At 63.0% G+C, this 25,811-nt stretch carries 21 protein-coding genes; 7 read left to right on the top strand and 14 right to left on the bottom strand.

Annotated elements, in window-relative coordinates; genetic code table 11:
• The first annotated feature begins 118 nt into the window (after positions 1-118).
• From ACSBPU_RS01485 to ACSBPU_RS01475, 3 genes are read left to right on the top strand one after another with little or no spacing between them, the layout of a single operon-like run.
• Positions 119-934 (top strand): ABC transporter permease, encoded by an 816-nt coding sequence (locus ACSBPU_RS01485; RefSeq protein ID WP_442594936.1) that lies wholly within the window; start codon positions 119-121, stop codon positions 932-934.
• Positions 924-2,258, top strand: coding sequence for an ABC transporter ATP-binding protein (locus tag ACSBPU_RS01480; RefSeq protein ID WP_442594934.1), 1,335 nt, complete (start codon positions 924-926; stop codon positions 2,256-2,258). The genes ACSBPU_RS01485 and ACSBPU_RS01480 overlap by 11 nt, the downstream gene beginning before the upstream one ends.
• Before the next feature lie 20 nt (positions 2,259-2,278).
• Positions 2,279-3,298, top strand: coding sequence for a class I SAM-dependent methyltransferase (locus tag ACSBPU_RS01475; RefSeq protein WP_442594933.1), 1,020 nt, complete (start codon positions 2,279-2,281; stop codon positions 3,296-3,298).
• An 87-nt stretch (positions 3,299-3,385) separates the two neighbouring features.
• Here ACSBPU_RS01475 and ACSBPU_RS01470 read toward each other — a convergent pair whose 3' ends face one another.
• The 7 genes from ACSBPU_RS01470 to ACSBPU_RS01440 form a co-directional block, all read right to left on the bottom strand.
• Positions 3,386-6,229 carry a rhamnan synthesis F family protein gene (locus ACSBPU_RS01470; protein ID WP_442594931.1) on the bottom strand — a complete coding sequence of 948 codons (2,844 nt, stop codon included), beginning with the start codon at positions 6,227-6,229 and terminating at the stop codon, positions 3,386-3,388.
• Entirely contained in the window at positions 6,229-8,139 is a 1,911-nt protein-coding gene (locus tag ACSBPU_RS01465) for a glycosyltransferase family 2 protein (protein ID WP_442594929.1), read from the bottom strand. The genes ACSBPU_RS01470 and ACSBPU_RS01465 overlap by 1 nt, the downstream gene beginning before the upstream one ends.
• Positions 8,136-9,848, bottom strand: a complete 1,713-nt coding sequence (locus ACSBPU_RS01460; RefSeq protein WP_442594927.1) for a TolC family outer membrane protein — start codon at positions 9,846-9,848, stop codon at positions 8,136-8,138. The genes ACSBPU_RS01465 and ACSBPU_RS01460 overlap by 4 nt, the downstream gene beginning before the upstream one ends.
• Before the next feature lie 165 nt (positions 9,849-10,013).
• Positions 10,014-10,556 carry an RES family NAD+ phosphorylase gene (locus tag ACSBPU_RS01455; protein WP_442594925.1) on the bottom strand — a complete coding sequence of 181 codons (543 nt, stop codon included), beginning with the start codon at positions 10,554-10,556 and terminating at the stop codon, positions 10,014-10,016.
• Positions 10,553-10,924 carry an antitoxin Xre/MbcA/ParS toxin-binding domain-containing protein gene (locus tag ACSBPU_RS01450; RefSeq protein ID WP_442594923.1) on the bottom strand — a complete coding sequence of 124 codons (372 nt, stop codon included), beginning with the start codon at positions 10,922-10,924 and terminating at the stop codon, positions 10,553-10,555. Before ACSBPU_RS01450 ends, ACSBPU_RS01455 begins: the two co-directional genes overlap by 4 nt.
• A gap of 103 nt (positions 10,925-11,027) precedes the next feature.
• Positions 11,028-11,981, bottom strand: a complete 954-nt coding sequence (locus ACSBPU_RS01445) for a glycosyltransferase family 2 protein (protein ID WP_442594921.1) — start codon at positions 11,979-11,981, stop codon at positions 11,028-11,030.
• Positions 11,968-13,350, bottom strand: coding sequence for an undecaprenyl-phosphate glucose phosphotransferase (locus ACSBPU_RS01440; RefSeq protein WP_442594919.1), 1,383 nt, complete (start codon positions 13,348-13,350; stop codon positions 11,968-11,970). The genes ACSBPU_RS01445 and ACSBPU_RS01440 overlap by 14 nt, the downstream gene beginning before the upstream one ends.
• A gap of 117 nt (positions 13,351-13,467) precedes the next feature.
• On the opposite strand from ACSBPU_RS01440, the gene rfbD reads away from it, so the two are divergent.
• The 4 genes from rfbD to ACSBPU_RS01420 all read left to right on the top strand — a co-directional run bounded on the left by rfbD (position 13,468) and on the right by ACSBPU_RS01420 (position 18,628).
• A complete protein-coding gene (gene rfbD / locus ACSBPU_RS01435; protein ID WP_442594917.1) occupies positions 13,468-14,367 on the top strand; it encodes a dTDP-4-dehydrorhamnose reductase in 900 nt (299 codons plus the stop codon).
• Positions 14,364-15,263, top strand: coding sequence for a glucose-1-phosphate thymidylyltransferase RfbA (gene rfbA / locus ACSBPU_RS01430; protein WP_442594915.1), 900 nt, complete (start codon positions 14,364-14,366; stop codon positions 15,261-15,263). Before rfbD ends, rfbA begins: the two co-directional genes overlap by 4 nt.
• A gap of 220 nt (positions 15,264-15,483) precedes the next feature.
• Positions 15,484-16,029 carry a dTDP-4-dehydrorhamnose 3,5-epimerase gene (gene rfbC / locus ACSBPU_RS01425; protein WP_442594913.1) on the top strand — a complete coding sequence of 182 codons (546 nt, stop codon included), beginning with the start codon at positions 15,484-15,486 and terminating at the stop codon, positions 16,027-16,029.
• A 175-nt stretch (positions 16,030-16,204) separates the two neighbouring features.
• A complete protein-coding gene (locus tag ACSBPU_RS01420; RefSeq protein WP_442594911.1) occupies positions 16,205-18,628 on the top strand; it encodes an autotransporter domain-containing protein in 2,424 nt (807 codons plus the stop codon).
• 92 nt (positions 18,629-18,720) lie between these two features.
• On the opposite strand, the gene ACSBPU_RS01415 is transcribed toward ACSBPU_RS01420, so the two are convergent.
• The 7 genes from ACSBPU_RS01415 to ACSBPU_RS01385 all read right to left on the bottom strand — a co-directional run bounded on the left by ACSBPU_RS01415 (position 18,721) and on the right by ACSBPU_RS01385 (position 25,794).
• Positions 18,721-19,146 (bottom strand): Zn-ribbon domain-containing OB-fold protein, encoded by a 426-nt coding sequence (locus tag ACSBPU_RS01415; RefSeq protein WP_442594909.1) that lies wholly within the window; start codon positions 19,144-19,146, stop codon positions 18,721-18,723.
• A gap of 12 nt (positions 19,147-19,158) precedes the next feature.
• A complete protein-coding gene (locus tag ACSBPU_RS01410; protein WP_442594907.1) occupies positions 19,159-20,340 on the bottom strand; it encodes a thiolase family protein in 1,182 nt (393 codons plus the stop codon).
• Positions 20,337-21,392: an amidohydrolase family protein gene (locus tag ACSBPU_RS01405; protein WP_442594905.1), complete on the bottom strand. Its 1,056-nt coding sequence runs from the start codon at positions 21,390-21,392 to the stop codon at positions 20,337-20,339. The genes ACSBPU_RS01410 and ACSBPU_RS01405 overlap by 4 nt, the downstream gene beginning before the upstream one ends.
• A complete protein-coding gene (locus ACSBPU_RS01400; RefSeq protein WP_442594903.1) occupies positions 21,389-22,606 on the bottom strand; it encodes a CaiB/BaiF CoA transferase family protein in 1,218 nt (405 codons plus the stop codon). Before ACSBPU_RS01400 ends, ACSBPU_RS01405 begins: the two co-directional genes overlap by 4 nt.
• Positions 22,603-23,883: a CaiB/BaiF CoA transferase family protein gene (locus tag ACSBPU_RS01395; protein ID WP_442594901.1), complete on the bottom strand. Its 1,281-nt coding sequence runs from the start codon at positions 23,881-23,883 to the stop codon at positions 22,603-22,605. The genes ACSBPU_RS01400 and ACSBPU_RS01395 overlap by 4 nt, the downstream gene beginning before the upstream one ends.
• A gap of 78 nt (positions 23,884-23,961) precedes the next feature.
• Positions 23,962-24,771 (bottom strand): IclR family transcriptional regulator, encoded by an 810-nt coding sequence (locus ACSBPU_RS01390; RefSeq protein ID WP_442594899.1) that lies wholly within the window; start codon positions 24,769-24,771, stop codon positions 23,962-23,964.
• A gap of 33 nt (positions 24,772-24,804) precedes the next feature.
• Complete coding sequence (locus tag ACSBPU_RS01385) at positions 24,805-25,794, bottom strand: Bug family tripartite tricarboxylate transporter substrate binding protein (RefSeq protein ID WP_442594897.1); 990 nt, start codon at positions 25,792-25,794, stop codon at positions 24,805-24,807.
• Positions 25,795-25,811: the final 17 nt, after the last annotated feature.

Below are 25,811 nucleotides of genomic sequence, written 5' to 3'. Positions count from 1 at the left end.
CTTTTCACAACATTGGAAATGGTAAGCAGAATTGTCCTGAGTCGATGAGGGCACGGATGGGCCCTGGCGCCACCGCCCTATAATAGAGAACCTTTCTTTGTGGCCGGCGTATTCCTGAATGGCAAATCCCGTAACGCAGTTGTCCCTTCCTGTTGCTTTGTGGCGTCACCGGCACCTGATCAGCACCATGACCTGGCGCGAAGTGCTGGGGCGCTATCGGGGCTCGGCGGGCGGGCTGCTGTGGTCGCTGCTGACGCCTATCTTGATGCTGTCGGTCTACACCATAGTATTTAGCGGCATCTTCCAGGCGCGGTGGTCGCAGGAGTCGTCCAGCCCTTTGGATTATGCGCTGCAGCTTTTCGTGGGGCTGATCATTCACGGCCTGGCGGCGGAAGTCCTGAACCGGTCGCCGGCGCTGCTGATCAATAATGTCAGCTATGTGAAGCGGGTGGTGTTCCCGCTTGAGATTCTGCCGGTGGTGAACCTGCTGTCGGCGCTGTTCCATATGCTGATCAGCCTGGCCGTGCTGCTGGTGTTCTATCTGGGGGTGCATGGTCAGTTGCATGCTACGGCCCTGTGGCTGCCGCTGGTGGTGGCCCCTTATGTGGTGATGCTGTCGGGCGTGGGCTGGTTTCTGACCGCGCTGGGGGTCTACCTTAGGGATATCGCGCAGCTGATGGGGCTGGTGACCATGATACTGATGTTCCTGTCGCCCGTGTTCTACCCGGCCTCGGCCCTGCCGGCCCGCTTCCAGCCCATATTCAAGCTGAATCCGCTTACCGTCATTATCGAGCAGTCGCGTGCGGTGCTGCTGGACGGCAAGGCGCCCGACTTTGTATCGCTATCTATATATATGTTGATGGCGCTGGTGGTGGCGTTTGTGGGCTACCGTTCGTTCCAGATCATGAAGAAGGGGTTTGCCGATGTCCTCTGACATTGCGATTTCAGTCGAGCACGTTGGCAAGACGTTCCGCATGTACAAGCGGCCGCAGGACCGCCTGCTGCAGCGCTTCTTTCCCAACAAGCAGTATTTCCGCGAATTCCACGCGCTGTCCGACATCAGCTTCCATGTGAACCGCGGTGAAACGGTGGGCATCATCGGGCGCAACGGCTCGGGCAAGTCTACCCTGCTGCAGTTGATCTGCGGTACGCTGACGCCCACCCTGGGTCAGATCACGGTGCATGGCCGCGTGGCCGCCCTGCTGGAACTAGGCGCCGGCTTCAACCCGGAATTCACCGGCCGGGAAAACGTCTATTTGAATGCAACCATTCTGGGCCTGAGCCGGAAAGAAGTCGACGAGCGCCTGGACGATATTTTTGCGTTTGCGGAAATCGGCGACTTCGTGGACCAGCCGGTGAAGACGTATTCCTCGGGCATGTACGTGCGCCTGGCCTTTGCGGTGATTGCGCACGTGGACGCCGACATCCTGATCATTGACGAAGCGCTGGCGGTGGGCGATGCCCTGTTCACCCAGAAGTGCATGCGCTTTTTGCGACAGTTTCGCAAGAAGGGCACCATACTGTTCGTAAGCCACGACAGCGCGGCCGTCACCAATCTGTGCCAGCGGGCCATCTGGCTGCGCGAAGGGCAGATTGTGGAGCAAGGCAACGCCAAGGAAGTCTGCGAGGCCTACCTGGCGTCTTTGTTCGATGCCAAGAATACCAAGAGCGCGGTGGCCGAGGCCGATGTGATTCGTGCCGAGCCCGAAGAATGGATCGACCAGCGCCGCGATTTCATCAATGCCAGCCCGCTGCGCAATGACCTGGAGATCTTCCGGTTCGACCCGGACAAGGCGGGCTTCGGGCGGGGCCACGCCAAGATCACCGACGTGCACCTGGCCGACGACCAGGGGCATCGCATGGCCTGGGTGGTGGGCGGCGAGATCACCAACCTGCATGTGCAGGTGCAGACCAGCCAGCCGCTGGACCGGCCCATTGTCGGTTTCTACGTAAAGGACAGGCTGGGGCAGACGCTCTTTGGCGACAACACCTACCTGACCTATGCGAACGACCCGCAGGCGGTAGAGGCCGGCGAGACGTTGAAGGCGCGCTTCCGCTTTCCCATGCCCTTGCTGCCGGTGGGCGATTATTCCATTGCGGTGGCCATTGCCGACGGCACGCAGGCCGAGCATGTGCAGCATCACTGGATACATGATGCAGTGTTGTTCCGCTCGCATTGCAGCGCCTCGGCCACGGGCCTGGTCGGCATCCCCATGCTGGACATCCAGCTGCAGGCCGATGGCCAGGAAGCCGCCTGATTTCACTTGAGCATACGCCCATGACACAAGCCGCATCCCGCTACGATTATCAATTCGACCCTGCCGGTGATAGTACGGCGGCGCGCGTCTGCAGGCTGGTGGGCGCCGACCGCCAGGTGCTGGAAGTGGGCTGCGCGGCCGGAGCGATGTCGGCGGTGCTGAGCCGCCACTACGGCTGCCGGGTAACCGGCGTGGAATATGACAGCCGCGCGGCGGAGCAGGCGCGCCAGTACTGCGAGCAGGTGCTGGAGGCCGACCTGGATGCGCCCGACTGGGCCGCTCCTTTGCGTGGGCTGGTTTTTGATACGGTGCTGGCGGCCGACGTGCTGGAGCACCTGCGCGACCCGCTGGCCTGCCTGCGGCAATTGCGTACCTTGCTGGCCGACGACGGGCGGATCGTGGTGTCCGTGCCCAGCATTGCCCACAACGGCGTGCTGGCCGCCCTGCTGGCCAACGAATTCGAATACCGCGAGACCGGGCTGCTGGATCGCACTCATATTCACTTCTTTACCGGCCCTACTTTGCAGCGCATGCTGAACGAGGCCGGGTTTCGCGTGCTGCTTGCAGACGCCGTGAAAGCCGGGCCGGAACATCCGGAGTTCAGCGACTATTGGAAGCGCCTGCCTGCGCCGCTGGCGGAATGGCTGGGACGTAATCCGGCCGGCCGGGCGTACCAGGTCATTGTGCAAGCCGTGCCGGATAATCAGCCGGTCCCGTTGGACCAGACTGAGACCTTGGCCGCGCAGCGACAGTGGCAGGAAAGCATGCCGGACGCCAAGGTGCTGCGGCAACAGCAGGAAGATTATGCGGCTCTGCAGGCACGGCTCGAAGCGTCGCAGGCTGGGCAAGAGGCCTTGCGTGCGGAACTGGCCGGGCTGGCGGCTGCGTTGGATGCGGCCAAGGGCGAGACGGCTGCGGTGCGGCGGGAAGTGGATGTGATGATGGCGTCGCACAGCTGGCGAGTGACGGCGCCGTTGCGGAAGATCAGTGATTTGCTGAAGGGGAGGGTCAGACCCCATTCGGGGTCTGACCCTGAGTGATGTGGATGGGGTCAGACCCTATAGGGTCTGACCCCGTTGTCGCATGTTGGGGGTCAGACCCCGTACGGGGTCTGACCCCTTGACCCCTTAGCGTGTGAGGCCCGGCACGCAAGCCACGGCGCATTGCAGGCCCAGGGCCTGCGGCACTACGCCGAACAAGCGCTCCATGGCGTGCAGGATGGAGCCGTCGGGCCCTAGGGGCTCGGGCGGGTAGTCATCCCAATCCAGCTCCAAATTGACAAATCGCTCAAGCACCCGGGCGCGGACCCAGAACATGGTGCCGGCGGGGAAGTTGATCTGCTCGGGCAAGGCATTCAGCCCCAGCTTGGGCGCCAGAGCCTGGGCGAACTCCAGGTTCTCGCCCCAGTCCAGCAGATTGGGGTCGTCGGGGAAAACGATGCCGATGGACGGGTCCCGGCTCATGGCGGCCAGGATGGTATCCGCCATGGCGCCGCCCTGCTCTCCACCCACCAGGCTTTCCATCAGGAAATTGCGCCATGCTTCGACGGCGGCCCGATGCGAGGAATGGAAGCTCTGCTTGGTGTGCAAATGGCCGATGAGGTCGTAGCCCTGCGACAGTTCCTTGCCGAAGGCGGTCAGGAAAGGCCCGATATCACGCCCCCGGTTCGGCACGACCTGGACATGCCTGACCTGGCCGGCGTAATCGGCCAGGATTTCCTGCACGCGCGCCTGTACTTCGCTGTCCTTGACGCTGATGAACAGATCAGGCCGTGTGCGATTCAGGCGCAGACGACCAAGGATCTCTTCCAGCAATTCCGGATAGAAGACATGCATGTGCAGCGCCACGCGAGTGTCCGCTGGAAGGTTGGAGACGGCTTCGGAGGGAGATCCGACGATGACGGGCGCGGTCCATGTGCCTTGTGGACGGCCTTTGCGAAGGAAGTCGGCGAATGGGTCGGGGGTGAGGGTCAGACCCCGTACGGGGTCTGACCCTGGAGCCGTTATGGAGTCAGACCCTATAGGGTCTGACCCCTGGTCTGTTTTGGGGTCTGACCCCTGCTCCGCCTTGTATATGCCGGGATGAAAGCCGGGGCATGGCTTGCGCGCGCCCAGGCCGCTGCGGGCATAGCGTATGTATTTGGTGACGGCGGGGATGTCCAGGCCGCTTTGCTGGCCCAGGTGCTCGAAGTAATCCGGCTGGAACATGCCGGAGTCCAGGATTTCTTGCTCATCCAGTTTGTCTTGGGCGGCCTGCGCCGCGGCTTCGTAGCCCAGGGCTTCCAACTGGGCGGCATAGCTGTCCGGTGTCGGCATGGACAGCGCCAGCGCGCGGCATTGTTCGCCGATGCGTTGGCGTACCGGTTCTGCGTGCAGCAGGGCCAGGACTTTGTCCGAAGCATCCACGATGTCCATATACGCGGCCAGGCAGTCGGCGCTTAGCCCTTGCGCCGATAGCAGGTCGGCCAGGCCGCCGGCTTTGTCGAAGCACACCACGGGCACACCGTGCCGCATGGCTTGAAGCGCCGCGTGGGGCACGGAGTCGTAGCGTGCGGGGGCCAGGAAAACGTCGGCCAGAGGCAAAGCGGCGCGAATGTCGTCGGTGTCGTCGATGATGCGGACCTGGGTTTCCAGCCCAGACCGTTTGATCTGGTCCATCAGGTAGACGGGGTAGTTGTCGTCCGCCTTGTCGTCCACCGGGCGCCCTATCCAGGCGAACCGGCAGTGCTTTCCATGCGGGGACGCCGCGATGCGCGCGGCGCACGCGAGGAACAGGTCGGCGCCGGCGGCGTAATCGAGCGGGCCCGCTCCGAGTATCAGGGGGCATTCTTGCGTATCGCCGGCAGCCTGCAGCCAGTCTGTCAAGTCTTGCCGCAGAGCCTGGCTCATCGGATCCAGTTCCGCGCTCGAAGCCGGAGCGTCATTCAGGCCGGGGCGCAGCAGCGCAAGCACATTGCGATTCATGCGCGGCCAAGCCTCGAGCCCATGCTCGAACGCGAGCGAGTCGGAGAACACGGTTTTGTCGGACCAGAAGAACACCTCCTGGAATTCGAACGGCGATACGGCGTAGGAGGCGATGTCGTGCAGCACACTGACGATGGGCACATGATGCAGCGCCAAGGCCGGCAGCACCGTCTTGGACTCCAGGCCCTGCACGAGGGCGAACTCCAGCGTCTGCCGTGCATGGATTTTGTCGAATCGTTCCTGCGCATGCACATAGTTGTGGCGGGCGGACGGTTCCAGTATGACTTCCGCGGCGTAGCGCTGGAAGTCCGGCCGCAGCGCGCCATCGCCCAGCAGCCAGACCACCACGTTGTAACGCGCGGCCAGCGACTCAGCCAAGCGCAGCGCCACGAGCGAGGAGCCCGAGCGTTCGGCGGTATGCGACACGATCAGTATGGCTTTCCTGGCAGGGTCGAAGCCCACGCCGGGATGGATGTCCAAGCCGGGCTGGCGCCAGGGGCGTCCTTCGTACTGGCCATAGGCCAGGAAATGTTCGGTCGGGTTCGCGCCGGCGGCGTGGATGTCCGGGTTGAGCTCCAGGTATAGCGCGGGATCGAATTCGGCGGGCGGATCGCCCAGCGGCGGAGGGGCTATCGGCTCGGGCTCAATGGCGGGTGCCGGCTCGGTTTTGCGCTGCAAGGCTCGCAAGGGCTTGGTGACGCGCCACGACAACGACGCCTCCATGGCGGCCTTGCGCCGGTCCAGCGCGACATAGCGGCTGTCCAGGATCTCGAATTCGCGGCGCTGGGCCACCAGCCTGCCTTCCAGGGCAAGCCGCCATCTTTCCAGCCGGTCGGCACGCTCGCCAAGCTGCAGCAATTGCTCTTGAGCAAGCACGTCGCTGCCTTCGGCCCGCGATGCCCGCGCTTCGGCCTGCACCGCGCGCCGCTCGGCCAGGGCGGCCCGGCGTTCCGCCGCGGCGGCCCGACGGGCCTGGATCGCTTCCCCCTGTTTCTTGCCGTCTTCCATCAGGCGTCCTGGCTATAGTGCCCGACCGCTTCTGCCGCCTTGTCCTTGGCCTGGTTGTAGGCCTCGTGCAGCAACAGGGCGCGCGCCGAGCGCGTCTGGAAGTCGGCGGGCGAGCGAAACAGCGAAGTGGTCTTGGCGACGTAGGTGAATTGCTGCCCATGACCGTAGCGCAGCCACAGGTTCCAGTCTTCCAGCTGATCCAGCTCGACATCGAAGCCGCCGCGCTGCTCGTACAGCTCGCGCTTGAACAGGATGGCCTGGATGGGGATGAAGTTATGGTCTGTCATGACCTCGTAGTCCCATTCCTGGAAGAAGACGTGCGGCGTGTTGAACTCCGTTTCAACGTAGCGGTCGTTTTCCTTGTCCAGGTCGGTGTGCACTTCGACCGCGAGCGCATAGGCCGCGCTGGCTTCGGGCCGGCGGCGCAGCGCCGTGACCAGGGTTTCGACGTGGTCGGCGAACAAGAGGTCGTCGTCATCCAGGAACATTAAGTACTGGCCGGTGGCAGCGGCCAGGCCGGCATTGCCTGCGGCGGACCGGCCCAGCTTGGGCTGCGGCAGGAAGCGGACCTGGAATCCCGGTGGCGCATGCGCGCTCATGGCGTCGACCACCGCTTTTTGCGTGTCGCCGCCGTCTTCGACGACGATCAGTTCGATATTGGGATAGGCCTGATTGAAGACGCTCTGCATCGCCTGCCTCAGGAACATGCCGCGTCCCCGGTAGGTGCGCGTCACGATGCTGACCAGGGGCGCTTGCGACGGCGATACGGGCTCGACTTCCCAGAAGGCGCCGTCGCGGCGGAATTCGTAGTCCATGGCCCGGAAAGGAAAGCTGGCCCGGGCATCGCCTTTTCCACGAGAGAAGTGGCGCCAATTGCCCATGAGCTTGCCGGCGTTCTGCAGCAGTGCCTTGCGAGCGCCCGGGAAAAGCGCGGGCATCATGAACAAGGAGGAATACAGGGCCAGGCCCGCCATGCGGTCCGCCTTGCTGCCATAGCGCACGCGCAGGTATACGTTGCCGATGGTGCTGCCGGTGAACTGCATGGGCTTGACCTCGCCCGCGCTTTGGTAGGTATAGTGGTGCACCACGGCACGGGGCACATACTTCAGGGCATAGCCGTATGATCGGAAGCGGTAGGAAAGCTCGACGTCTTCCGCATACATGAACAGGCGCGGCTCGTAGCCTGTCACTTTTTCGTAGGCGCTGCGCCGCAAGAGAATACAGGCGTGCGACGACCAGTTGGTTTCCAGGGTGACGGGGTCGTAATACTTGGGGTGCTCGAAAGGCACTTGCCGCAGTTCCCAGCTGGCTACCTCGCCGGCCTGGTCGCGCAAGGCGGCACTGACTACTTCAATCAGGGCGTCGGGGCTGAATTCCAGGTCCAGGTTGGTGACCAGGCAGTAGTCGCTCTTGCCTTCCCGGATGGCGCGGTCGTGTCCCGCGCCGAAACCCAGGTTCTCCTGTTCAATGAGGGAGACGCTGGCAAATTGTGTCTCCGCTTCCTGCATCCAGCTGCGGATCTGATCCACCGTGCCGTCCTGCGAACCATGATCGACGAAACGAAGGTGGATGCGCCAAAGCGGATAACGCTGCGCCTGCAGCGAACCCACGAATTGGCCGATCCAGCGTTCGCTGTTGTAGCTGACCACGGAAACGTCGATTTCCGGCCAGTCGCCGTCGGCACGCTTGGCCTGCGCCATGCCGGGCTGCAGCAGGAAGCGGCGGTTGGACAAGTCCTGCATGGCCCGCAGGTTGTCCGGCGAATACCATTTTTCCTTGATGTCGCGCACCGCCTCGGCTTTCCAGTAAGCCAGCTTGTGGCGCACTTTATGCAGCACGGCAAAGCGCGCGTACACGGGACGCAGCACCTGCACCGCCTTACGGCGCACCTTGCTTAGAAATGCTCTCATTGCGAAATCTCTTGAGGGGTCAGACCCCGAATGGGGTCTGACCCCGTAGGATTGGCTAGGGGGGTCAGGCCCCGAATCTTTTGAGGGGTCGGACCCCGTACGGGGTCCGACCCCAACTGCAACGGGTCTAACCCCTTAGAACTGGTTACAGGGGTCAGACCCTGTACAGGGTCTGACCCTAGCCGCAAAGGATCTGACTCCATGAAAAATACCTGGCTCACCGCATCGAACTCGCTGGCCTGCAGGTCGCCCACGGCGGTGGCGAGGCTGAGACGCGCAAGAATATACTCCAGCCGGGCGCGCGACAGGTCGCTGAGCGCCTGGTACAGCTTGTCCTGCACTTTCAGGATGTCCACATTGCTGGCGATGCCATATTCGTAGCCTTTACGACCGGCGTCAAGGCTAAGCCGGCTGGACTCGACGGCCGCCTCCAGAGCGCGTATCCGCTGTTCGCCCGACAACACGGCCGAGTACTGGCGAGTGGTTTCCGCCTGGGCACGCTCCGTGGCGGCGCGGACTTCCTGCTCCAGCCTTGAGCGGTCGGCGCGGGCGCGGGCAGTGTTGGCGGTGTTGTAGCCGCCCGTGAAGATGGGGATATTGACGTTGATGCCCACCAGGAAGGTGTTGCTGCGCTGGCTGAGGGTGGACAGGTTTTCACTTTCGGCCTTGCTCAGGCTGGCGACCAGGTCCATGCTGGGAAAATAGCGGCTGGCCGCGCGGCTGACTTCCGTGTCCGCCACCTTCACGGCTTCGCGCGCGGCTTTGACTTCGGCATTGTTCAGGCGGGCGCGTTCCAGCCAGATGCTTATATCCGCCGGCACCAGGGGCGGCAGGGGGAAATCACGCTTGGCCGGCGCCAATGCCTGCGGGGCCGCCCCCAGTAACGCCTGCAATTCACGGCTGGCGGTGCGCAACTGGTCTTGGGCGGCAATGACGTCGGCGCGGGTACGCGCAAGGCGCGCGCGCGTTTCCTGGGCATCGGTGCGCGTGCCCTCGTTCTGAATGTATAAAGATTCCTGGGCTCGAGCCTGTTCGTCCAGGGATTTTTCCAGCTCGCGCTGCAAAGCCAGGCGGTCGGCGGCCAGTAGTACGTTCAGGTAGGCAGTGGCCAGGCGCATGCCGGCTTCTTGCTGCCGCACGCCGAATACCGCCTCGCCTTCGCCGGCCCGCGCCTGCCCGCGCTGGTATTCCGCGTAGCGGCTGTAGTTCAGCAGCGGCTGCTGCAGCTGCACGTAGGCATTGCTGGAGTCGTAGCGGACATCGGAACTGACGCGCTGGCCCGTGAAATTGGGCTGCTCTATGCTGCCCGAGATGCGGCTGCGGGAATAGCCCGCCTGCACTTGAGGCAAAAGGGCGGCCCGCCCCTGGGCGCGCTCGGTGTCCGAAGCGGCTTGCTCGCTGATGGCCGCCTGGTAGGTGGGGTCGTGTTCAAGAGCCAGCCGCCAGGCGCGGGCCAGGTCGACCACCCCTTCCAGGACGGGGACACGGGCCGAGGGCGACATGATCACCAGGCTTGCGCCGTCGCGCGCGGGCTGCTGCTGGTGCATGGATTTCAGTGTTTCAAGGTTCCAGCCCGGCTGCGCCGGCTTTTTTTCTTGCGCGCCGTCTTGCGCCGCGACCGCGTGCACGCAGGCGCCGCCCAGCAACAAGGCGGCTGCCAGACGCGACGTGCGCTTCAAAGCGGGCAGGAAACGAGCCAAGAAAAACATGAATACCTTACGCGCCGCTTGATCGGCCAAGCGCGCCGAGCTGAAGACAAAACGGGCATTTTACTCCGGCCGCCCGGACTCGGCTGCGACGGGCGCTGAGGCGTCCCAATAGCGCCTGTGCATGCTCAGGCGCCTGGCCCGCGACAGCGCGGAAAGCCCTGTCATTTACGGCAGGGATGGCTTACTCAAGCCGCGAAGCGTAGACAACGTGTCGTCTGGATCGTAGACGCGCAACTGGTTATGCGACCGCGTAGAGCTGCCGTAAATTACCAGGTTCGTGCCACCCGGATAAGATTGTGATGGAAACAAAATACCGTCCAAGCCTGCCAAGATGGTGTCATCGGCCATGTACCACGTGGGTGGTTCGATCCCATGCCCGAACCATTCCTCCCGCCAGTCCACGGCGTAATCCGCCCACAGTGCAGGCCAGCGTGCTGGGTCAAAGCCACCACTCAAGTCTGCGACCCGTAACTGACGAACAAAGAATGTACAAATCGTTCCAGGGCGCAACCACGGGTTGTCTTGACGGTATTCCGCTAGTGCTGTCGCATCGGTGAGTGCCAAATAAAGCGCCTCTTGGCCTGGACGGTTGAAGCGGCCTCCCTGGCGTGCAGCGCCCATACCGGAAAGCGGCATGCTGGCGTAACTCGGGGCGATAACCCTATAGAAGGTGGCATCCTCTTCCAGACCGATAGTACGCTCAATCATCCGGCAGCTCCGCCTGCCAGAGACTCTAGATACACAATCACCGCATCGGCTCGGCCCTCTTGGATCAGCGTGTCCGCCGTCTTATAACCGAACGCTTTCAAGGGCTCATTGCGCAACAGGAATGCCGCCTGATCAGGGTCGCCAGTCATCTCAGTGGCTACCGTCAGTACTCGAAGCATGTCTTGCAGGTACTTCTGGAGTTGAGGGGTATGGGGACGCGCCGTGGGCGTATTGCGATGCACTCGTGCTCGCTCGGCCAATTCCTGGACACGAAAGCCAAAGAATTCCCCTACTCGAGCCGGAGACAAGAACGGCGTATCGGGTTCTCGGAATCGCTCAATAAATGGGGATGAGAAGGCAAAAGCCATGATTATCTCCATCACATTAAATATGCACCAATTATGCACCCAGATTGCTCTAAAAACAATCACACCACTGACGATGAGGAGAGGGCGTCAACTCGGCCATATGCTACGGCGCCCAATAGCGCTTGTGCATGCTGAGCCGCCGGCGCCAGGCATGCGGCAGCATGGGATACTGCTTGCCGAGCTTGTAGCCGATGATTTTCAGGGCGTTGTGCAGGCAGGCGCGGGGCACCCATAGCGGGGCATTGCGCGCCAGATAGCGCAGTTCCGACAGGATGAAGCGCTTGCCCTCTCCTCCCGCGCCGCCGAAGGCCTGGCTGATCCAGGCTTCGTCGTGATGAAAGACGCCGATGTCGAAATATCGGCGGAATTCCTCGGTCGGGCTGTAGTTGTGGGAATGGCGGACCGCCGCGGCGGCGACGTAGGCGATCTTGTGCCCGGCCAGGGCGGCGCGCGCCGCCAAGTACATATCTTCGCTGACGATGCTTTTTTCAGGAAAGCCGCCCAGTTCAAGAAAGACAGTATAGCGATAGGCGGCAAAGGAATTGGACGCAAACACCGCCTTTATGCCCCGGGTGGCGCGATCGGCAGCGCCCGCCACATACGATTGTGCGGGGTAATTGAACAGACGAGCGTGGGCGGCCAATGGATTGGCGTCCCGGTGGGGCAGCTGGCGTCCGTAGGCCACTGCGACGGCTTGATCGTCAAAGGCGTGCAGCAGTGCATCCAGCGCCAGCGGGGCGTCGAACACGGCGTCCTGGGTCATGAAGACAAGGATGTCGGGCGCCGGCCCGATTCCAGCGGCCAGGTTGCGGGTGCCGCCATGGTCGAAGGTGGCCGGATCGACGTTATGGACGGCGAAGCCGTGCGCGGCGGCCACACCAACGGTGTCGTCGGCGGATGAAGAATCCACGACCAGCACCTCGATGTGGGCGAAACTGGCCGCCACGGCGTCGGCGATGGACTGCGCACAGGCTTTCCATACTGCGCCGCCGTTATAGGTGGGCACGATGAGCTTGACCCGCGCCTGCGATAGGCCGGACGGCTCAGGGCTGGCCATTGAGGAAACCCTTGTAGGCCGTCATTGCAATGATTTTAAGATCAAGGCCCAGCGACCAATTGTTGATATACCAAAGGTCGTGTTCCACGCGCTGCACCATTTTTTCGAGGGTGTCGGTTTCGCCTCGGTAGCCATTGACCTGCGCCCAGCCCGTGATGCCGGGCTTGACCTTGTGGCGCTGCATGTAGGATTCGACCATGTCCTTGTAGTATTCATTGTGGGACAGCGCGTGCGGACGCGGCCCCACGATGGACATGCGCCCCTGCAGCACATTGAAGAACTGGGGCAGTTCGTCAAGGCTGGTGCGCCTAAGGAAGGCGCCCAGGCGGGTGATGCGCGGGTCGCCGTAGTGCGCCTGCGTGACTTCGCCGGTGGATTCTTCGTGAACCTCCATGGAGCGGAATTTATATACCTTGAAACGCCGGCCGTTGATGCCCATGCGGTACTGCTTGAATATGACCGGCCCGCGCGACGTAACCTTGATGGCAATGGCAATGAACAGGCATACCGGCAGCACGAACACCGAAATGATGCCGCCCAGCACCAGGTCCTCCAGGCGCTTGACCATGCGCGCCGGGCCTTCCATAGGGCTGCGACTGATGTCCAGCGTGTACAGGCCGGCAATCGTGCTGACGCGGTGATTCAGCAGGGGCAGATCGCCCAGATCCGGCAAATAGCGAATGTCGACGGTCTGGTGGCGCAACGCGTGCATGACGTTCTTGATGGCTTCGCCCTCGTTCAGAGGCAGGCACAGCCATAGTTCGTGGGCGCCGCAAGACGTCACTTCGGCGATCAGTTGCTGTTCCCATTCCGCGCCGCGGCCCAGGCGCAAAAACTTCACGACGTCGTAGCCCTGCTCGGGCAGTTCGGCTTCGCGGTCGCGCAGCATGACCGACGCGTCGCCCGAGTCGACGACAATTACCTTTTTAAGGTTCTTTCCCTTGGCGCGAAGGTTGCGCAGGAACAGGTAGACCGAAATGCGGAAGGCGGTGACCAGCGCAAGCGAGATCACCAGCGATGACCCCAGCCAGATCCGGGAATAGTCTTCCGCCACCTTCAGCAATACCGCCACGCTGGCGATGACGGCCAGCGCCAGCAGCCAACCGGTGTACATGCGGCTGAGCTGCTGGATAAGGTGCCGCCCCCGCCAGGACAAATAGGTGCCCAGCAGCAGCTGGCACATGACGACGGCGCCCGCGATGACCAGCGTGGCGGCGAAGTAATGCTGGAACATGTCCCAGTAGCCGAATCGCAGATAGTGCCCGGCGTAGCTGCCCGCTACAATCAGCAGGAAGTCCACCACGCCCGCCACGAACGCCACGGGGTAGCGCTCGGCAAGGGTTGGCACATAATGTATTTGCGGCTTCATATGAGTGCGGGCTGAGTACAGGACGGTGATTGCTGAATAGGGCAATGTTACAATACCCGGCTTGCCTGGCGGCAGTAGTTTGCCGGCCTATTGACATCATGACACCAAGACCCCGGCATGAAAATCTTGTTATTCGGTAAAAACGGACAGCTAGGCTGGGAATTGCAGCGCAGCCTGGCCCCCCTGGGCGAGCTGGTGGCGCTTTGCCGCAACAGCACGGAACTGTGCGGCGACTTCCTGCGTCCCGACGACATCGCCGACACCGTCGAGCGCATTGCGCCCGACGTGATCGTGAATGCCGCCGCCTACACCGCCGTGGACAAGGCCGAGGCCGAACCCGAGGTGGCACGCAGCGTCAATGCGCACGTGCCGGCGCTGCTGGCCCGATTGGCCCGCGAGCGCGACGCCTGGCTGGTGCATTATTCGACCGACTACGTCTTCAACGGTAGCGGCGACACGCCCTGGCGGGAAAGCTGCCCGGTCGCGCCCATCAATGTCTACGGCCAGACCAAGCTTGAAGGCGAAGAAGCCATCCAGGATGCTGGCTGCAAGCATCTTATTTTTCGCACCAGCTGGGTGTATGCGGCAAGGGGCGGCAATTTCGCCAAGACCATGCTGCGCCTGGGCCAGGAGCGCGACACGCTTACAGTCATCGACGACCAGGTGGGCGCGCCCACCGGGGCCGATCTGCTGGCGGACGTGACTGCGCATGCCCTGCGCGCCGCGCTGCAAGACCCCGCGCTGTGCGGGCTGTATCACCTGGCGGCCGGCGGCGAGACTTCCTGGCACGGCTATGCCGCCTTCGTGCTGGACCATGCCCGCGCGGCGGGCGTCGACATCAAGACGGCATCCGACGCCATTTTGCCGGTCGATAGCAGCGGCTTCCCGACCACCGCCCAGCGGCCGCTGAATTCACGACTGGACACACGCAAGCTACAAGAGGCTTTCGGCCTGCACCTGCCCGACTGGCAGGTGGGCGTGGCCCGCCTACTAACAGAAATTCTGGATCGATCATGACACAACGCAAAGGCATCATTCTGGCCGGTGGATCCGGCACACGGCTGCATCCGGCAACGCTGGCCATCAGCAAACAGTTGCTGCCGGTCTATGACAAGCCCATGATCTACTACCCGCTGTCCACGCTCATGCTGGCCGGCATCCGCGACATCCTGATCATTTCCACCCCGCAGGACACGCCGCGCTTCCAGCAACTGCTGGGCGACGGCAGCCAATGGGGACTGAATCTGCAATATGCGGTGCAGGACAGCCCGGACGGCCTGGCGCAGGCATTCATCATCGGCGCGGACTTCGTCGGCAATGATTTGTCGGCCCTGGTGCTGGGCGACAACATCTATTACGGGCACGATTTCCACAAGCTGCTGGACAGCGCCATGCAGCGCACGGAAGGCGCATCGGTGTTCGCGTATCACGTGCACGACCCCGAACGCTACGGCGTGGCGGAATTCGATTCCACCGGCAAAGTCATTTCCCTGGAAGAGAAACCGGCGCAGCCGAAGTCCAGCTATGCCGTGACGGGGCTGTACTTCTATGACCAGCAGGTGGTCGACATGGCCCGCAGCCTGAAGCCCTCGCCGCGCGGCGAGCTGGAAATCACCGATCTGAACCGCATCTATCTTGAGCAAGGCCAGTTGAATGTCGAGCTCATGGGCCGCGGCTATGCCTGGCTGGACACCGGCACGCATGAATCCCTGCTGGAAGCCGGGCAATTCATTGCAACGCTGGAAAACCGCCAGGGACTGAAAGTGGCCTGTCCGGAAGAAATCGCCTTCCGCCGACGATGGATAGACGACGCACAACTGGAACGCCTGGCCCAGCCGCTGACCAAGAACGGCTACGGGCAGTATCTGCTGCGCGTGCTGAAGGAAAGGGGTCAGACCCCGTACGGGGTCTGACCCCATCACGACGAGGGGTCGGACCCGATGTGTGGGTCCGACCCTATCAAGGGGTCAGACCCGCTGTTTGGGTCTGACCCCGCCAAGATGAGGGGTCTGACCCGTCGTTTGGGTCTGACCCCGTCAAAATAAAGGGTCAGACCCGATGTCTGGTCTGACCCCCACGCCCCTCGAAAGAAGGGGTCAGACCCCATTTGGGGTCTGACCCCAGGAAAACGCCATGAACGTTCAACGACTCGATATCCCCGATGTGATCCTGCTGGAACCCAAGGTTTTTGGAGATGATCGCGGTTTTTTCTTTGAAAGCTTCAACCAGGCGCAGTTCGACGCGGCGGTGGGCCGCAAGGTGCCGTTCGTGCAGGACAACCATTCGCGCTCCGCGCGTAATGTGCTGCGCGGCCTGCATTACCAGATCCAGCAGCCGCAGGGCAAGCTGGTGCGCGTGGTCCAGGGCGAAGTCTTCGATGTGGCGGTGGACCTGCGCAAGAGCTCGCCCACGTTCGGCAAATGGGTGGGCGCCCTGCTAAGCGGCGAGAACAAGCGCCAGCTATGGGTGCCCGAGGGCTTCGGCCATGGCTTCGTGGTACTGAGCGAGCACGCCGAGTTCCTGTACAAGACCACCGACTACTACGCGCCCGCGCACGAGCGCTGCATTGCCTGGAACGACCCGGACCTGTCCATAGACTGGAAACTGCAAGGCGAACCGGTGCTGTCCGCCAAGGACGCGCAAGGCGTGGCGTTTGCGCAGGCCGAGGTTTTTGCCTGATATCGCGCTGACTGTGGACAGCAGTTGGCTTAGGATTTGACCTGGTTTCGACCGGCACACAACGATGCGACAAAACGCTACGAAATACTGCTAAATAGTATCTAAATTCGTCAATATGTACGATACTCCGGCTTGTCACAAATACTGAGTGACATAATCCACCTACGGAGGAACCATGTTGACACGTTGCACATCGTTGTTCCCGTTGTTGTTTTCGTTTATTGCCGCCCTGCTGCTCAGCGTTTTTTGCCACAGGGCGTTGGCGGGCCAGCATACCGGGCCGCCTGGGGTGATGGGGTCAGACCCGGTGATGGGGTCAGACCCTATAGGGTCTGACCCCGGCCCAAAAGAACACTGGATCACCGAAGAGGCGCAATTGGGCTTACCTGATGCGCCTCTTGTGTTTTCAGGCGACGCTTTGCGCATCGGCGCGAGCTTGAGTACGTCGCGGCGCGTGAGCATAGACCACGATGCCCGCATCGAGGTGGCGGATGGCGCCAGGCTGGAGCTGGCGGGTGCCATATCCAGCCTGAACGGGTCCGAGGGCCGGTTGGTGAAGACGGGCGCGGGCACGCTGGTGCTTTCCGCCGACAATGATTACCTGGGACACACCAAGCTGATGGCGGGACAGCTGCAGATACAGGGTCAAAGCGCGCTGGGCGGCGGTTTCTCGTCCTTGTGGATGCATCAAGGCACCACGTTGAGCTATGCCGACGGCACGATGCTCAGCAAAAGCATACAGCTGGATCCCGCTCACCTTCCGGGGGATCCGGCGCCGCGGGCGGCGCTGCTGCATGTGCCGCAAGGCGTGGCCACCCAGGCCGGGACCATCGTCGGTCCCCTGCCCCTGGTCAAACAAGGCGCGGGCACTCTGGTCCTGGCGGGCTCGGCGCATGCGTCGGCGGGCATGGAGGTCGAGGCCGGCGCGCTGCGCAACCTGATGATGATCAATGGCCCGGTGGCGGTGCGCAACGGCGCCCGCCTGGAAGGCAGCGGTTCGATGGGCGCAACCACCGTCCATGGCGGCGCCACTCTGGCTCCGGGCGTACCGGCGGCATCCGGCCAGCCTGGCATCATCGGCACCCTGGCGGTAACGGAGAACCTGCATCTGCATCCCGGCGCACAGGTATCGATCAAGGCCTTGGCGGACGGAAGATCCGACCAGATCATGGTGATGGGCAAAGCCTTGCTGGATGGCCGACTTTCGGCCCTGGCCGACGAGGGCGACTGGCAGCCCAGCACCCAATACACCGTTGTGCATGCGCTGGGCGGGTTCGACGGCACGCGCTTCGAGTCCGCCGCCAGCAGCCTGGCTTTCCTGGACCCGTCGCTGAGCTACAGCGACGACGATACGCGCGCCTTCCTGACCTTGGTCCGCAACGACACCCGCATGGACGACGTGGGCGATACCGAGACGGAGGACGAGGTCGCCGTCGTGATCGACGATACGCCGGTCAAGCCTGTGAAGCCGGTCGAACCGGTCAAGCCCGTCGAGCCGGTAACACCCGTGTCGCCGCCGGAAGTCGCGGAGACGGATGTGGATATCCCTGTGAATGACCCTGTGGCCATCGTTGTGGATACCGAACCGGAGACCATACTGCGCGAGGAAGTCATCGTCATGACGGAGCCAGAGGCCAAGGAAGCCTTCCGGCAGTTGTCCGGCAGCTGGCATGCCTCGTTGCGATCGGGCATGCTGGAAGATAGCCGTTTCATCCGGGAAGCGGCGCTGCGCCATCTGAACCAGGGCCAGGGCCTCTGGGTGCATGGCTGGCATTCAAATGGATGGCGCGGGGCCGCGCACGGCACGCCCGCCGATTGGCGCGACATCCATGGCCTGGCGCTGGGATCGACCCGAACGCTGCCCTCGAACTGGCGCGCGACGGCCTTCCTGGCCAGCCAGCGCAGCGATTGGCACCGCCATCATGCAATGGCTCATGCCCGCATCGACAGCGTGCATGCGGGCGTCGCCCTGCTGAAGGAAATGACGGTCACCGATGTGGCAGTGGGCGTCGTCAAGACCTGGAACCGCGTCAAGGCATCACGCTCGGTGTCGGTGGGCGGACTGCAGTATGCGCTGGCCGGCGTGGGTCATGGACACAGCCTGCAGATTTTTGCGGAACTGGCGGCGCCCCTACGACGGCTGGCGAAGCTGCAGCGGTATTCCGCCCTGGAAGGGCTGACCCCTTTCGCGCGGCTGGCCTGGGTGCGCGACAAGCTGAACGGCTACGACGAGCGCGGCGGCGCAGCCGCCCTGACGATGCTGCGGGATGAGCGCTCGGTATTGTTTTCGACAGTGGGCGTGAAGGCGTCCTATGCGCTGCAAGGGCCGGAAGGCGCCATGCGCCTGCAAGGCGAGCTGGCCTGGCGGCATGCCGGCGGAGACACGCATGCGCGATCGCGGCAGCATTTCCGGGACAGCACCCGCCAGCGCGTGTTCGCCTCCGAAGGCCACGCCGTTGCGCGCCAGGCCTGGACGCTGAAGCTGGGCGTGGAGGGCGACTTGAAGCGCGATCTGCGGCTGGGCTTCGGCTATGCCGGGCAGTATGCCGAACGCCGGCAGGATCACGGGGTACGGGTGGATATGGCTTGGGTGTTTTAGGGGAAGGGGTCAGACCCCGTACGGGGTCTGACCCCAGGCGGTTTGTGGGGTCGGACCCTATAGGGTCCGACCCCGGCTTTAGCGGGACGCACTTATGCGGCGGGGTCAGACCCTGCAGGGTCTGACCCCTCGAGCACGAACTTGTGCACGCGGTATCCGTCGGCGTGGTCCGCGTACTCCAATTGCAAGGGGGCATCCAGGCTCAATCGATCACGCGCGCTGTAGTCCATGTAGCTGACCATGATGGGCCCTTCTTCCAGTTGGACGGCCACGACGAGATGCGGGGCGGGATATGCGGACAGGTACTGGCGATGGAAGACCGTCCAGGAAAGCAGCTTGGCCCTGCCGGAAATCGGCGCCCATTCGATATCGAAGCTCATGGATTCGGGACAGCACGGGCCGGGCGGATAATAGAATGTTCCGGTCTGCACGCAACGCTGCAGCTGCATCCGCCCTGCCTGGATGCTTTCCCACATCGGCGTATCGTAGGGGGAATATTGCTTGGGCATGGTAGTCATGAACGGGTCTCCTTACTTGCCATAGATGATCGACATTGCCTTGCCGGCCACATCCGATACGTATTGCACGTGCCTGCAATCCTTGACTTGCCGGTCGCCTTCCTGGCCGCGCGCCTGCCTGACGGCTTCCACCTGATGGCTCCATCCTTGCATGTACGATTCCGACAAATGTCCGCCATGCGTATTGATGGGCAAGCGGCCGTCGACGCCGATGCCGTTGGCCGCGATGAACCGCCCGGCCTCGCCTTGCCCGCAGAACCCGAACCCTTCCAGCGCAAAGAGAATATGCGGGCTGAAGCTGTCATAGACGAGCAAGGCATCGATGTCCTTGGGCCCGACGCCCGCGGCGTCGTAGACTTGCGCAGCCGCACGCTGCTGAGCCGGCCGATAGAAATCGATGAGGCGCGGCCCCAGGCTGGTTGCCTGGTGGTTCAGGTCGCTCCTGCCCAATCCTTTGATGTACACAGGGTTCGCGCAAGTGCGCTTGGCGCGCTCGGCCTCCATGATGATCAGCGCCACGCCACCGTCATTGATCAGACAGTAATCGAACAACCGCAAGGGTTCGGCAATGAACGCGGCCGCCAGGTAGTCGTCCATGGTGATGGGCTTGCGCATGATGGCCCGCGGATTCAGGCTTGCCCATTGCCGCTGCGCCACCGCGACTTGGCCCAGATCACGGTCCGACACGCCCCACAGTTCCTTGTAGCGCTGAAACATCAAGGCGTAGAGCGCGCCCTGCGACGTCAGGCCCCAGGGACTATGGTAGACATAGGAAAGGAACGATTGACCGCCCATGGCCTGCGGGCCGCCGTACTGCACCGCCGCCGATCGCTGGTCGTTGCCGTATACGATCGCCACGACTTCCGCCAGGCCTGCATGGATGGCCATGACGGCTTGAAACACCGATTGCACGGCATCCGCCTGGCCGCCCCAGCGGGCGTCGATGTTCAGGATTTCCCCCATGCGCTCATAGGCCGTCGTAGGGCCGACGATCAGGCCGTCCACGTCGCTATGTTTCAGCCCCGCATCGCTCAATGCGCGGCTGAAGGCCAAAGCGGCATAGCCGTATGAATCGAAGGGCTTCTCGCCTTTTCTGACACGCCGGTAGTCTTCCGGCCAGTCCGTGTGCCCTATGCCGGCCACCGCCGATATGCCCGATGTGGCCGAAGCCCGCTTATTCGTTGCCTGCGTCAAACCACGATCTCCTCTATTCCATGCAAACGATAGGCGCGCAGCGCCGTATTGTGAAACAACTGAATCTTTTCCCTGTCGGTGTACGAAGCGGCGATGCGCTTGCATGCGTTCCAGAACACGCCGTAGCTCATCGACGACTTATCGACCGGAAAATTGCTTTCGAACATGCATCGATCCGGCCCGAACAGGTCGATGCAGCGCCTGATATAGGGGGTCCAATGGCGGCATACGTCTTCGGATGACGGCGGCCGCGGCTGCCCCGCATAATCGAAGCCCGATATGTGCATGCCGAGTCCGCCCAGCTTCACGAATACATTGGGGCGGCGGGCAAGCTCTGCCAAGTCCCGCTCCCACGCGGCCATGGCCTCATCGCGCCGACCGGCGTAAGAATGGATATTCAAGACCCCGCCCATATGGTTCAGGACGATGCGCAGGCCGGGCAGCGCATCGGCCAGCTCGATGACGTCCCGCAGCTGCGGATGAAACACCCAGGCATCGAAGCTCAGCCCCATACGCGCCAGGCTGGCGGCCCCGCGCTGGAAAGCCGGATCGGCCAACAGGCGCGGCGGGGTGGGGATGGTCGGATTCATGATGCTGCTGTCGGCATCCCATGTGGCGATATGCCTGATCCCTCGAAACCGGTCGCCGCCGGCGTGCACATGGGCCTCGAGCACCGGCTGCACGTCGCCGCCCAGCCTGAGGTCGGCAAAGCCGACGATCCCGGCGCAAATGCGCAGTTGCCCATTGCTGTCGCGCTCGCTGGATACCGCCGTGCCGCTGGCGAACTCGGTTTCGCCGACCGGCGCTTCGTGCTGCGGACCGGAGGCCCGATACATCGAGCGCGCCTGCACGTATACCGACGCGCGAACATCGTGGCCGCTTTCTGCAATGTCACGTCGATACTCGTCCAGCAGATATCGATGGCCGATGCGATCCCATAAATGATGGTGGGCATCGATGATCGGCAGATCCGGTTCCAGGGCCTCTTCGCGATGCAATGCCAACCATGCTTCCGGCGGCGCCCTGTGCTTGAGCTCTTGCGCCTTGCTCATGCAAGGACTCCCTTTTGGCGCAGATCGTTGATCTCCATGTCGGGCATCCCCAGAAGATCGCGGCAGATCTGCTCGGTGTGCTGTCCCAGCATTGGCGCCGGCAAACGCGGTTCGGACGGTGTCCGGGACAGGCGCATGGGCAGCGCGCTGTATGTGGTCATGCCCATTTCAGGGTGCTCCAGCCGTACCCAGTGCTGCCGGTGCGCCAGTTGGGGATCGGCCAGAACATCGCCGGCGTCGTTCACGGCTCCCGCGGGGACGCCTATTTCATGCAGGGATTTCATCAAGCCGTCACGGTCGAATCCGCGGGTGAGCGCCGCCAATTCATTGTTCAGTTCCGCGCGGTGAGCCCATCGGCTGGGCGCCGAGGCGAAGCGGGCATCTTGCGCCAGCTGCGCGCCTTGTAGCGCATCGAGCAGCGCATGCCATTGTTCGTCCGTGCGCGCGCCCAGCGCAATCCAGCGGTCTTCGCCGCGACAAGGAAAGACCCCATACGGCGCGTAGGCGGCATGCTGGTTCCCGACGCGAACGGGCGTGTCGCGATTGGCGGTGTACGCCACGACGGAGGGGCCGAGCAGGCAGATGGTGGGTTCGATCTGGGCCAGGTCGATGTGCTGACCCTGCCCCGTGCGCCGCCGATGACGCAAGGCCGCCAGGACGGCAAACGCCGCATGCGTGGGATTGGGAATATGGTCGGGATAGTTGGTGCCGGTTCCGGTTGGTTCGCGGTCGGGCAACCCGGCCGAATTATGCAGCCCGGTCAAGGCGCCCATCGTCAAGCCGTATCCCAGATAGTGCGCCTCCGGCCCCCCCTGACCCTGCATGGACATGGAAAGGTAGACGATGTCGGGCTTGATGGCGCGCACCGCGTCATATCCCAGATCGAACTTCTCCATGACGCCTGGCGAAAAATTGTTGGCGACCACATCGCTTTCCATGATGATGCGCCGCGCCAGCGCGCGCCCCTCTTCGGTCTTGAGGTTGAGCGTGATGCTGCGCTTGCTGGAATTGCGATCGGCGAAGTACCCGCTGCGGTTCACGCCTTCGATCCGGTCTTTATAAGGCGGGCTCTTGCGCAGCGCGTCCAGGCGCTGGCCGCTCTCTATCTTGATGACGTCCGCGCCGTAGTCGGCGAAGATCTTGGTGGTGAAGGATCCGGCTCCCAGCCACGTGAAGTCGGCGATCCGGACATTGCTAAGCGGTAAGCGGCTCATGCCGTGACTCCTGCATTCAATAGTGCCTCCTGCTCGGACAAGCTGTATGCCAGTTCGGTCAGGATCTCGCAGTTGTGTTCCCCAAGGCGCGGCGCAGGGCGCCCGGATTGCCAAGGCGTGGCGCTCAGTATGTAGGGTGCGCCGGGCATGGTAAGCGTCGTGCCGGTGTAAGGATGCAGCGCCTGTTTGAAGAAATCGCGATGATGCAGTTGCCTGGCCTGGCTCACGTCCTTGGGTGTGTTGATCGGCGCAAGGGGCAGCCTTCTTCTTTGCGCTTCCCGGTAAAGTTCTTCCTTGCTGCGGGCTGCGGCAAAAGGCGCGAAAACCTCGGAAAAAATGTCCTTCGCCTCTTGCGTCGCGATGTAGTCCCGGTCCATCCATTTCGGGTCCATCAGCGCTTCGGCGCCTTCCACCCCTTCATCGATCAGCCATTGGATGCTGCCCGGCCAGAAGCGCCCTCCCCCCAAACCGCCGGCCATCAAGTAGATGAGCCCGTCGCTGCAGGAAAAGACGCCCATGCCCGCAAGGCGCTGCTCGCCCCCTTGCCTACGCCTGACAAAGCCTTCGAGCTCGGCGAATTGAACGGCCGTCTCCAGCCCCATGCTCACGGCTTCCTGTACCGAAATGTCCACGTGCTGGCCGCGCGCCTCGGTGTCGCTTCCTTCGACATCCCATACCGCCATCAGCGTGGCCACCGCGGCAAACTGGGCCGCGGCCAGCAAGGCCTGGTCTCCCGGCGCGGCGATCGGCTCCGTATCCGGGTATCCGCCCAAAGAGAGCATGCCGCCCAACGCCATGATGGTGAGGTCCGTGGCTTCGCACTGCGCAAAAGGACCGGTCTGGCCGAATGGAGTGATGCTGGTCATGACCAGCCGGGGGTTGACGGCCGAGAGCGCATCGAAGTCCAGGCCCCAGTGCGCCAAGGCGCCGGGCTTGCTCGATTCGAGCAGGATGTCGGCCTCGGCGACGAGGCGCCGGATCACTTCCTGCGCTTCGGTCCGGCCCAGATCCAGCGTCATCCCGCGCTTGCCCTGGTTGAAATAGGCAAATGGCAGGCTGCATTCCATATGAACGTTGTGGTTCAAGAATGGCCCTTTCCGCCTGGTCTGCGAGCCGGCGGGCGGCTCGATGAGAACAACGTCGGCACCGAGCTGGGCAAGCAGCTTGCCGCAATATTGCTCGCTCGATGTCGTGAGATCCAGCACTTTCAATCCCGAAAGCGCGGTCGGCGAAACAGACCCGGCCTTCGCCGCGTCTTCATTGCTACTGGTGGTCACATGATCTCCTGCGTTACGCCGCGCGGTGTGGCCGCCCCGGCGTAAAAAATTTGAGTGCCTTGATGCCCGCGATGAGCGCTATATGCGCGCGACACGTTGGAGCGCGTCGCGGATGGCTTCCCCTTGCATGCGTATCTGGTCCACGAGCTGAGCCTCGCGCGCCGTTGGAATGCGGGATTCGATTGCCGCCACGCTGATGCCCGCAGCCGGCCTGCCCGTGGCAAGGGTGACTGCCACCGCAAGCGTCTTGACCTCGGGATTGATGCGGCCCAGCCGGGCCACGTAGCCCTTTTCACGGGCGCCCTGCACGAACCCGCGCACATTTTCCTCGGTCACGCCCTCGTATTCCGCGTAGCGGCCGGCGTTGGCCGTTATGATGGCGTCCGCTTCCTGGATGGGCATCGCGGCAAGCATCGTGATGCTTCCCGCGCCGACGCCCATGGGACGACGGTCGCCGACGTCGAGCGTGAAGATCCGGATGGGGTACCGGCCCACGCAACGCTCGATGCACACGGCGTCGAGGCCGTTCTGGACGGTGACGTAGACGGTGTCCTCGACCTGTTCGGCCAGCGCCTTCGCGCTTTGGCCGGCAATATCGCGCAGGTCGAATTCCGGCGAGGCGATGGCGGCCAATTCGAACACCGAGGCGCCCAGAAAGTATCGGCGCTCTATCTGCGCTGCCAGCCCCAGCGACACCATGGCCTGCAGCATCCTGTGCGCTGAAGGCCGCTCCAGCCCGGTCAGGCGGGCGATATCGACCAGCCGCAAGCCGTCGCGGTGGTGCAGAGCCAGCACACGCATGAGCATGGCGACTCGCTGCACGGATTGCGCGCCAGGGATGGGCGTGCCGTTCATGGTGTCGAATGGGGAACTAGAGGCTGATTGCATGACGCTGATTATGGTTTGCGGCGACGAAGGCGATTAATCGAGTTTAATATTTTGTTCCTGAATCACTTTTTCCCATTTCTTCACTTCGCTTTCGACGTAAGCCTTCAGCTGGTCGGGCGTCTCGGCCGACGGCCATGCGCCAAGCTTGGAGATTTTCTCTTGCACCGCAGGCTTGGCCAAGGCCGCGTTGACCGTCGAGTTGATCGCAGCGATGGTCGTGTCGGGCGTGCCGGTTGGAGCGAACAATGCGAAGAACGACAGCACTTCGAATCCCGGCACCCCAGCTTCGGCAATGGTGGGTACGTTCGGCAGCGTGTCCGCCCGCTTCGCGGACGTGACGCCCAGCGCGCGCAGCCGGCCCGCTTCGATCATCGGCGTGGCCGAGGGCAGGTTATCGAACATCATGTCGACGTGGCCGCCCAACAGGTCGCTGATGGCCGGCGCGCTTCCTTTGTAGGGAACGTGCAGGATTTCGGCTCCAGTGGTGTTCTTGAACAGTTCGCCGGCCATGTGCAGCGATGACCCACCGCCTGCCGAGGCGAACGTCAGCTTGCCGGGCTGCTTCTTGGCGATATCGATCAGCTCCTGCACCGTTTTCGCGGGAAAGTCTTCTTTGACGACCAGGACGTTGGGCACGTACGCGACCATGGCCGTCGGCGCGAAGTCCTTGAGGAAGTCGAAAGGCAGCTTACGGCGGGCCGCATGGTGCACGGGACTGTTGAAAGAGCCCATATAAAGCGTCGTGCCATCGGCTTGCGAGCGAGCCGCCTCCGCCGCCGCGATGTTTCCATTCGCGCCCGGCTTGTTCTCGACCACCACGCTCGTTTTTAGCGATGTGCTCAGTTCTTCGGCAATGATGCGCGCCAATGCGTCGGTGGATCCCCCGGCGGAAAAACCCACCAGGATGCGCACCGGCTTATCGGGACTGAACGCCGGGGCCGACTGCGCCCAGACCAGCGGAGCGTGAGCGGCAACGGCCGCCGCCACGCCCAGATTCAAAAGCATACGACGAGATTTATTCATTCGTGCCTCCTTCAGCA

The sequence above is a fragment of the Parapusillimonas sp. JC17 genome (assembly GCF_052180245.1).
In the GTDB taxonomy this organism is placed as follows: domain Bacteria; phylum Pseudomonadota; class Gammaproteobacteria; order Burkholderiales; family Burkholderiaceae_B; genus Parapusillimonas.
This window is presented reverse-complemented; position numbering and strand designations above follow the sequence as displayed.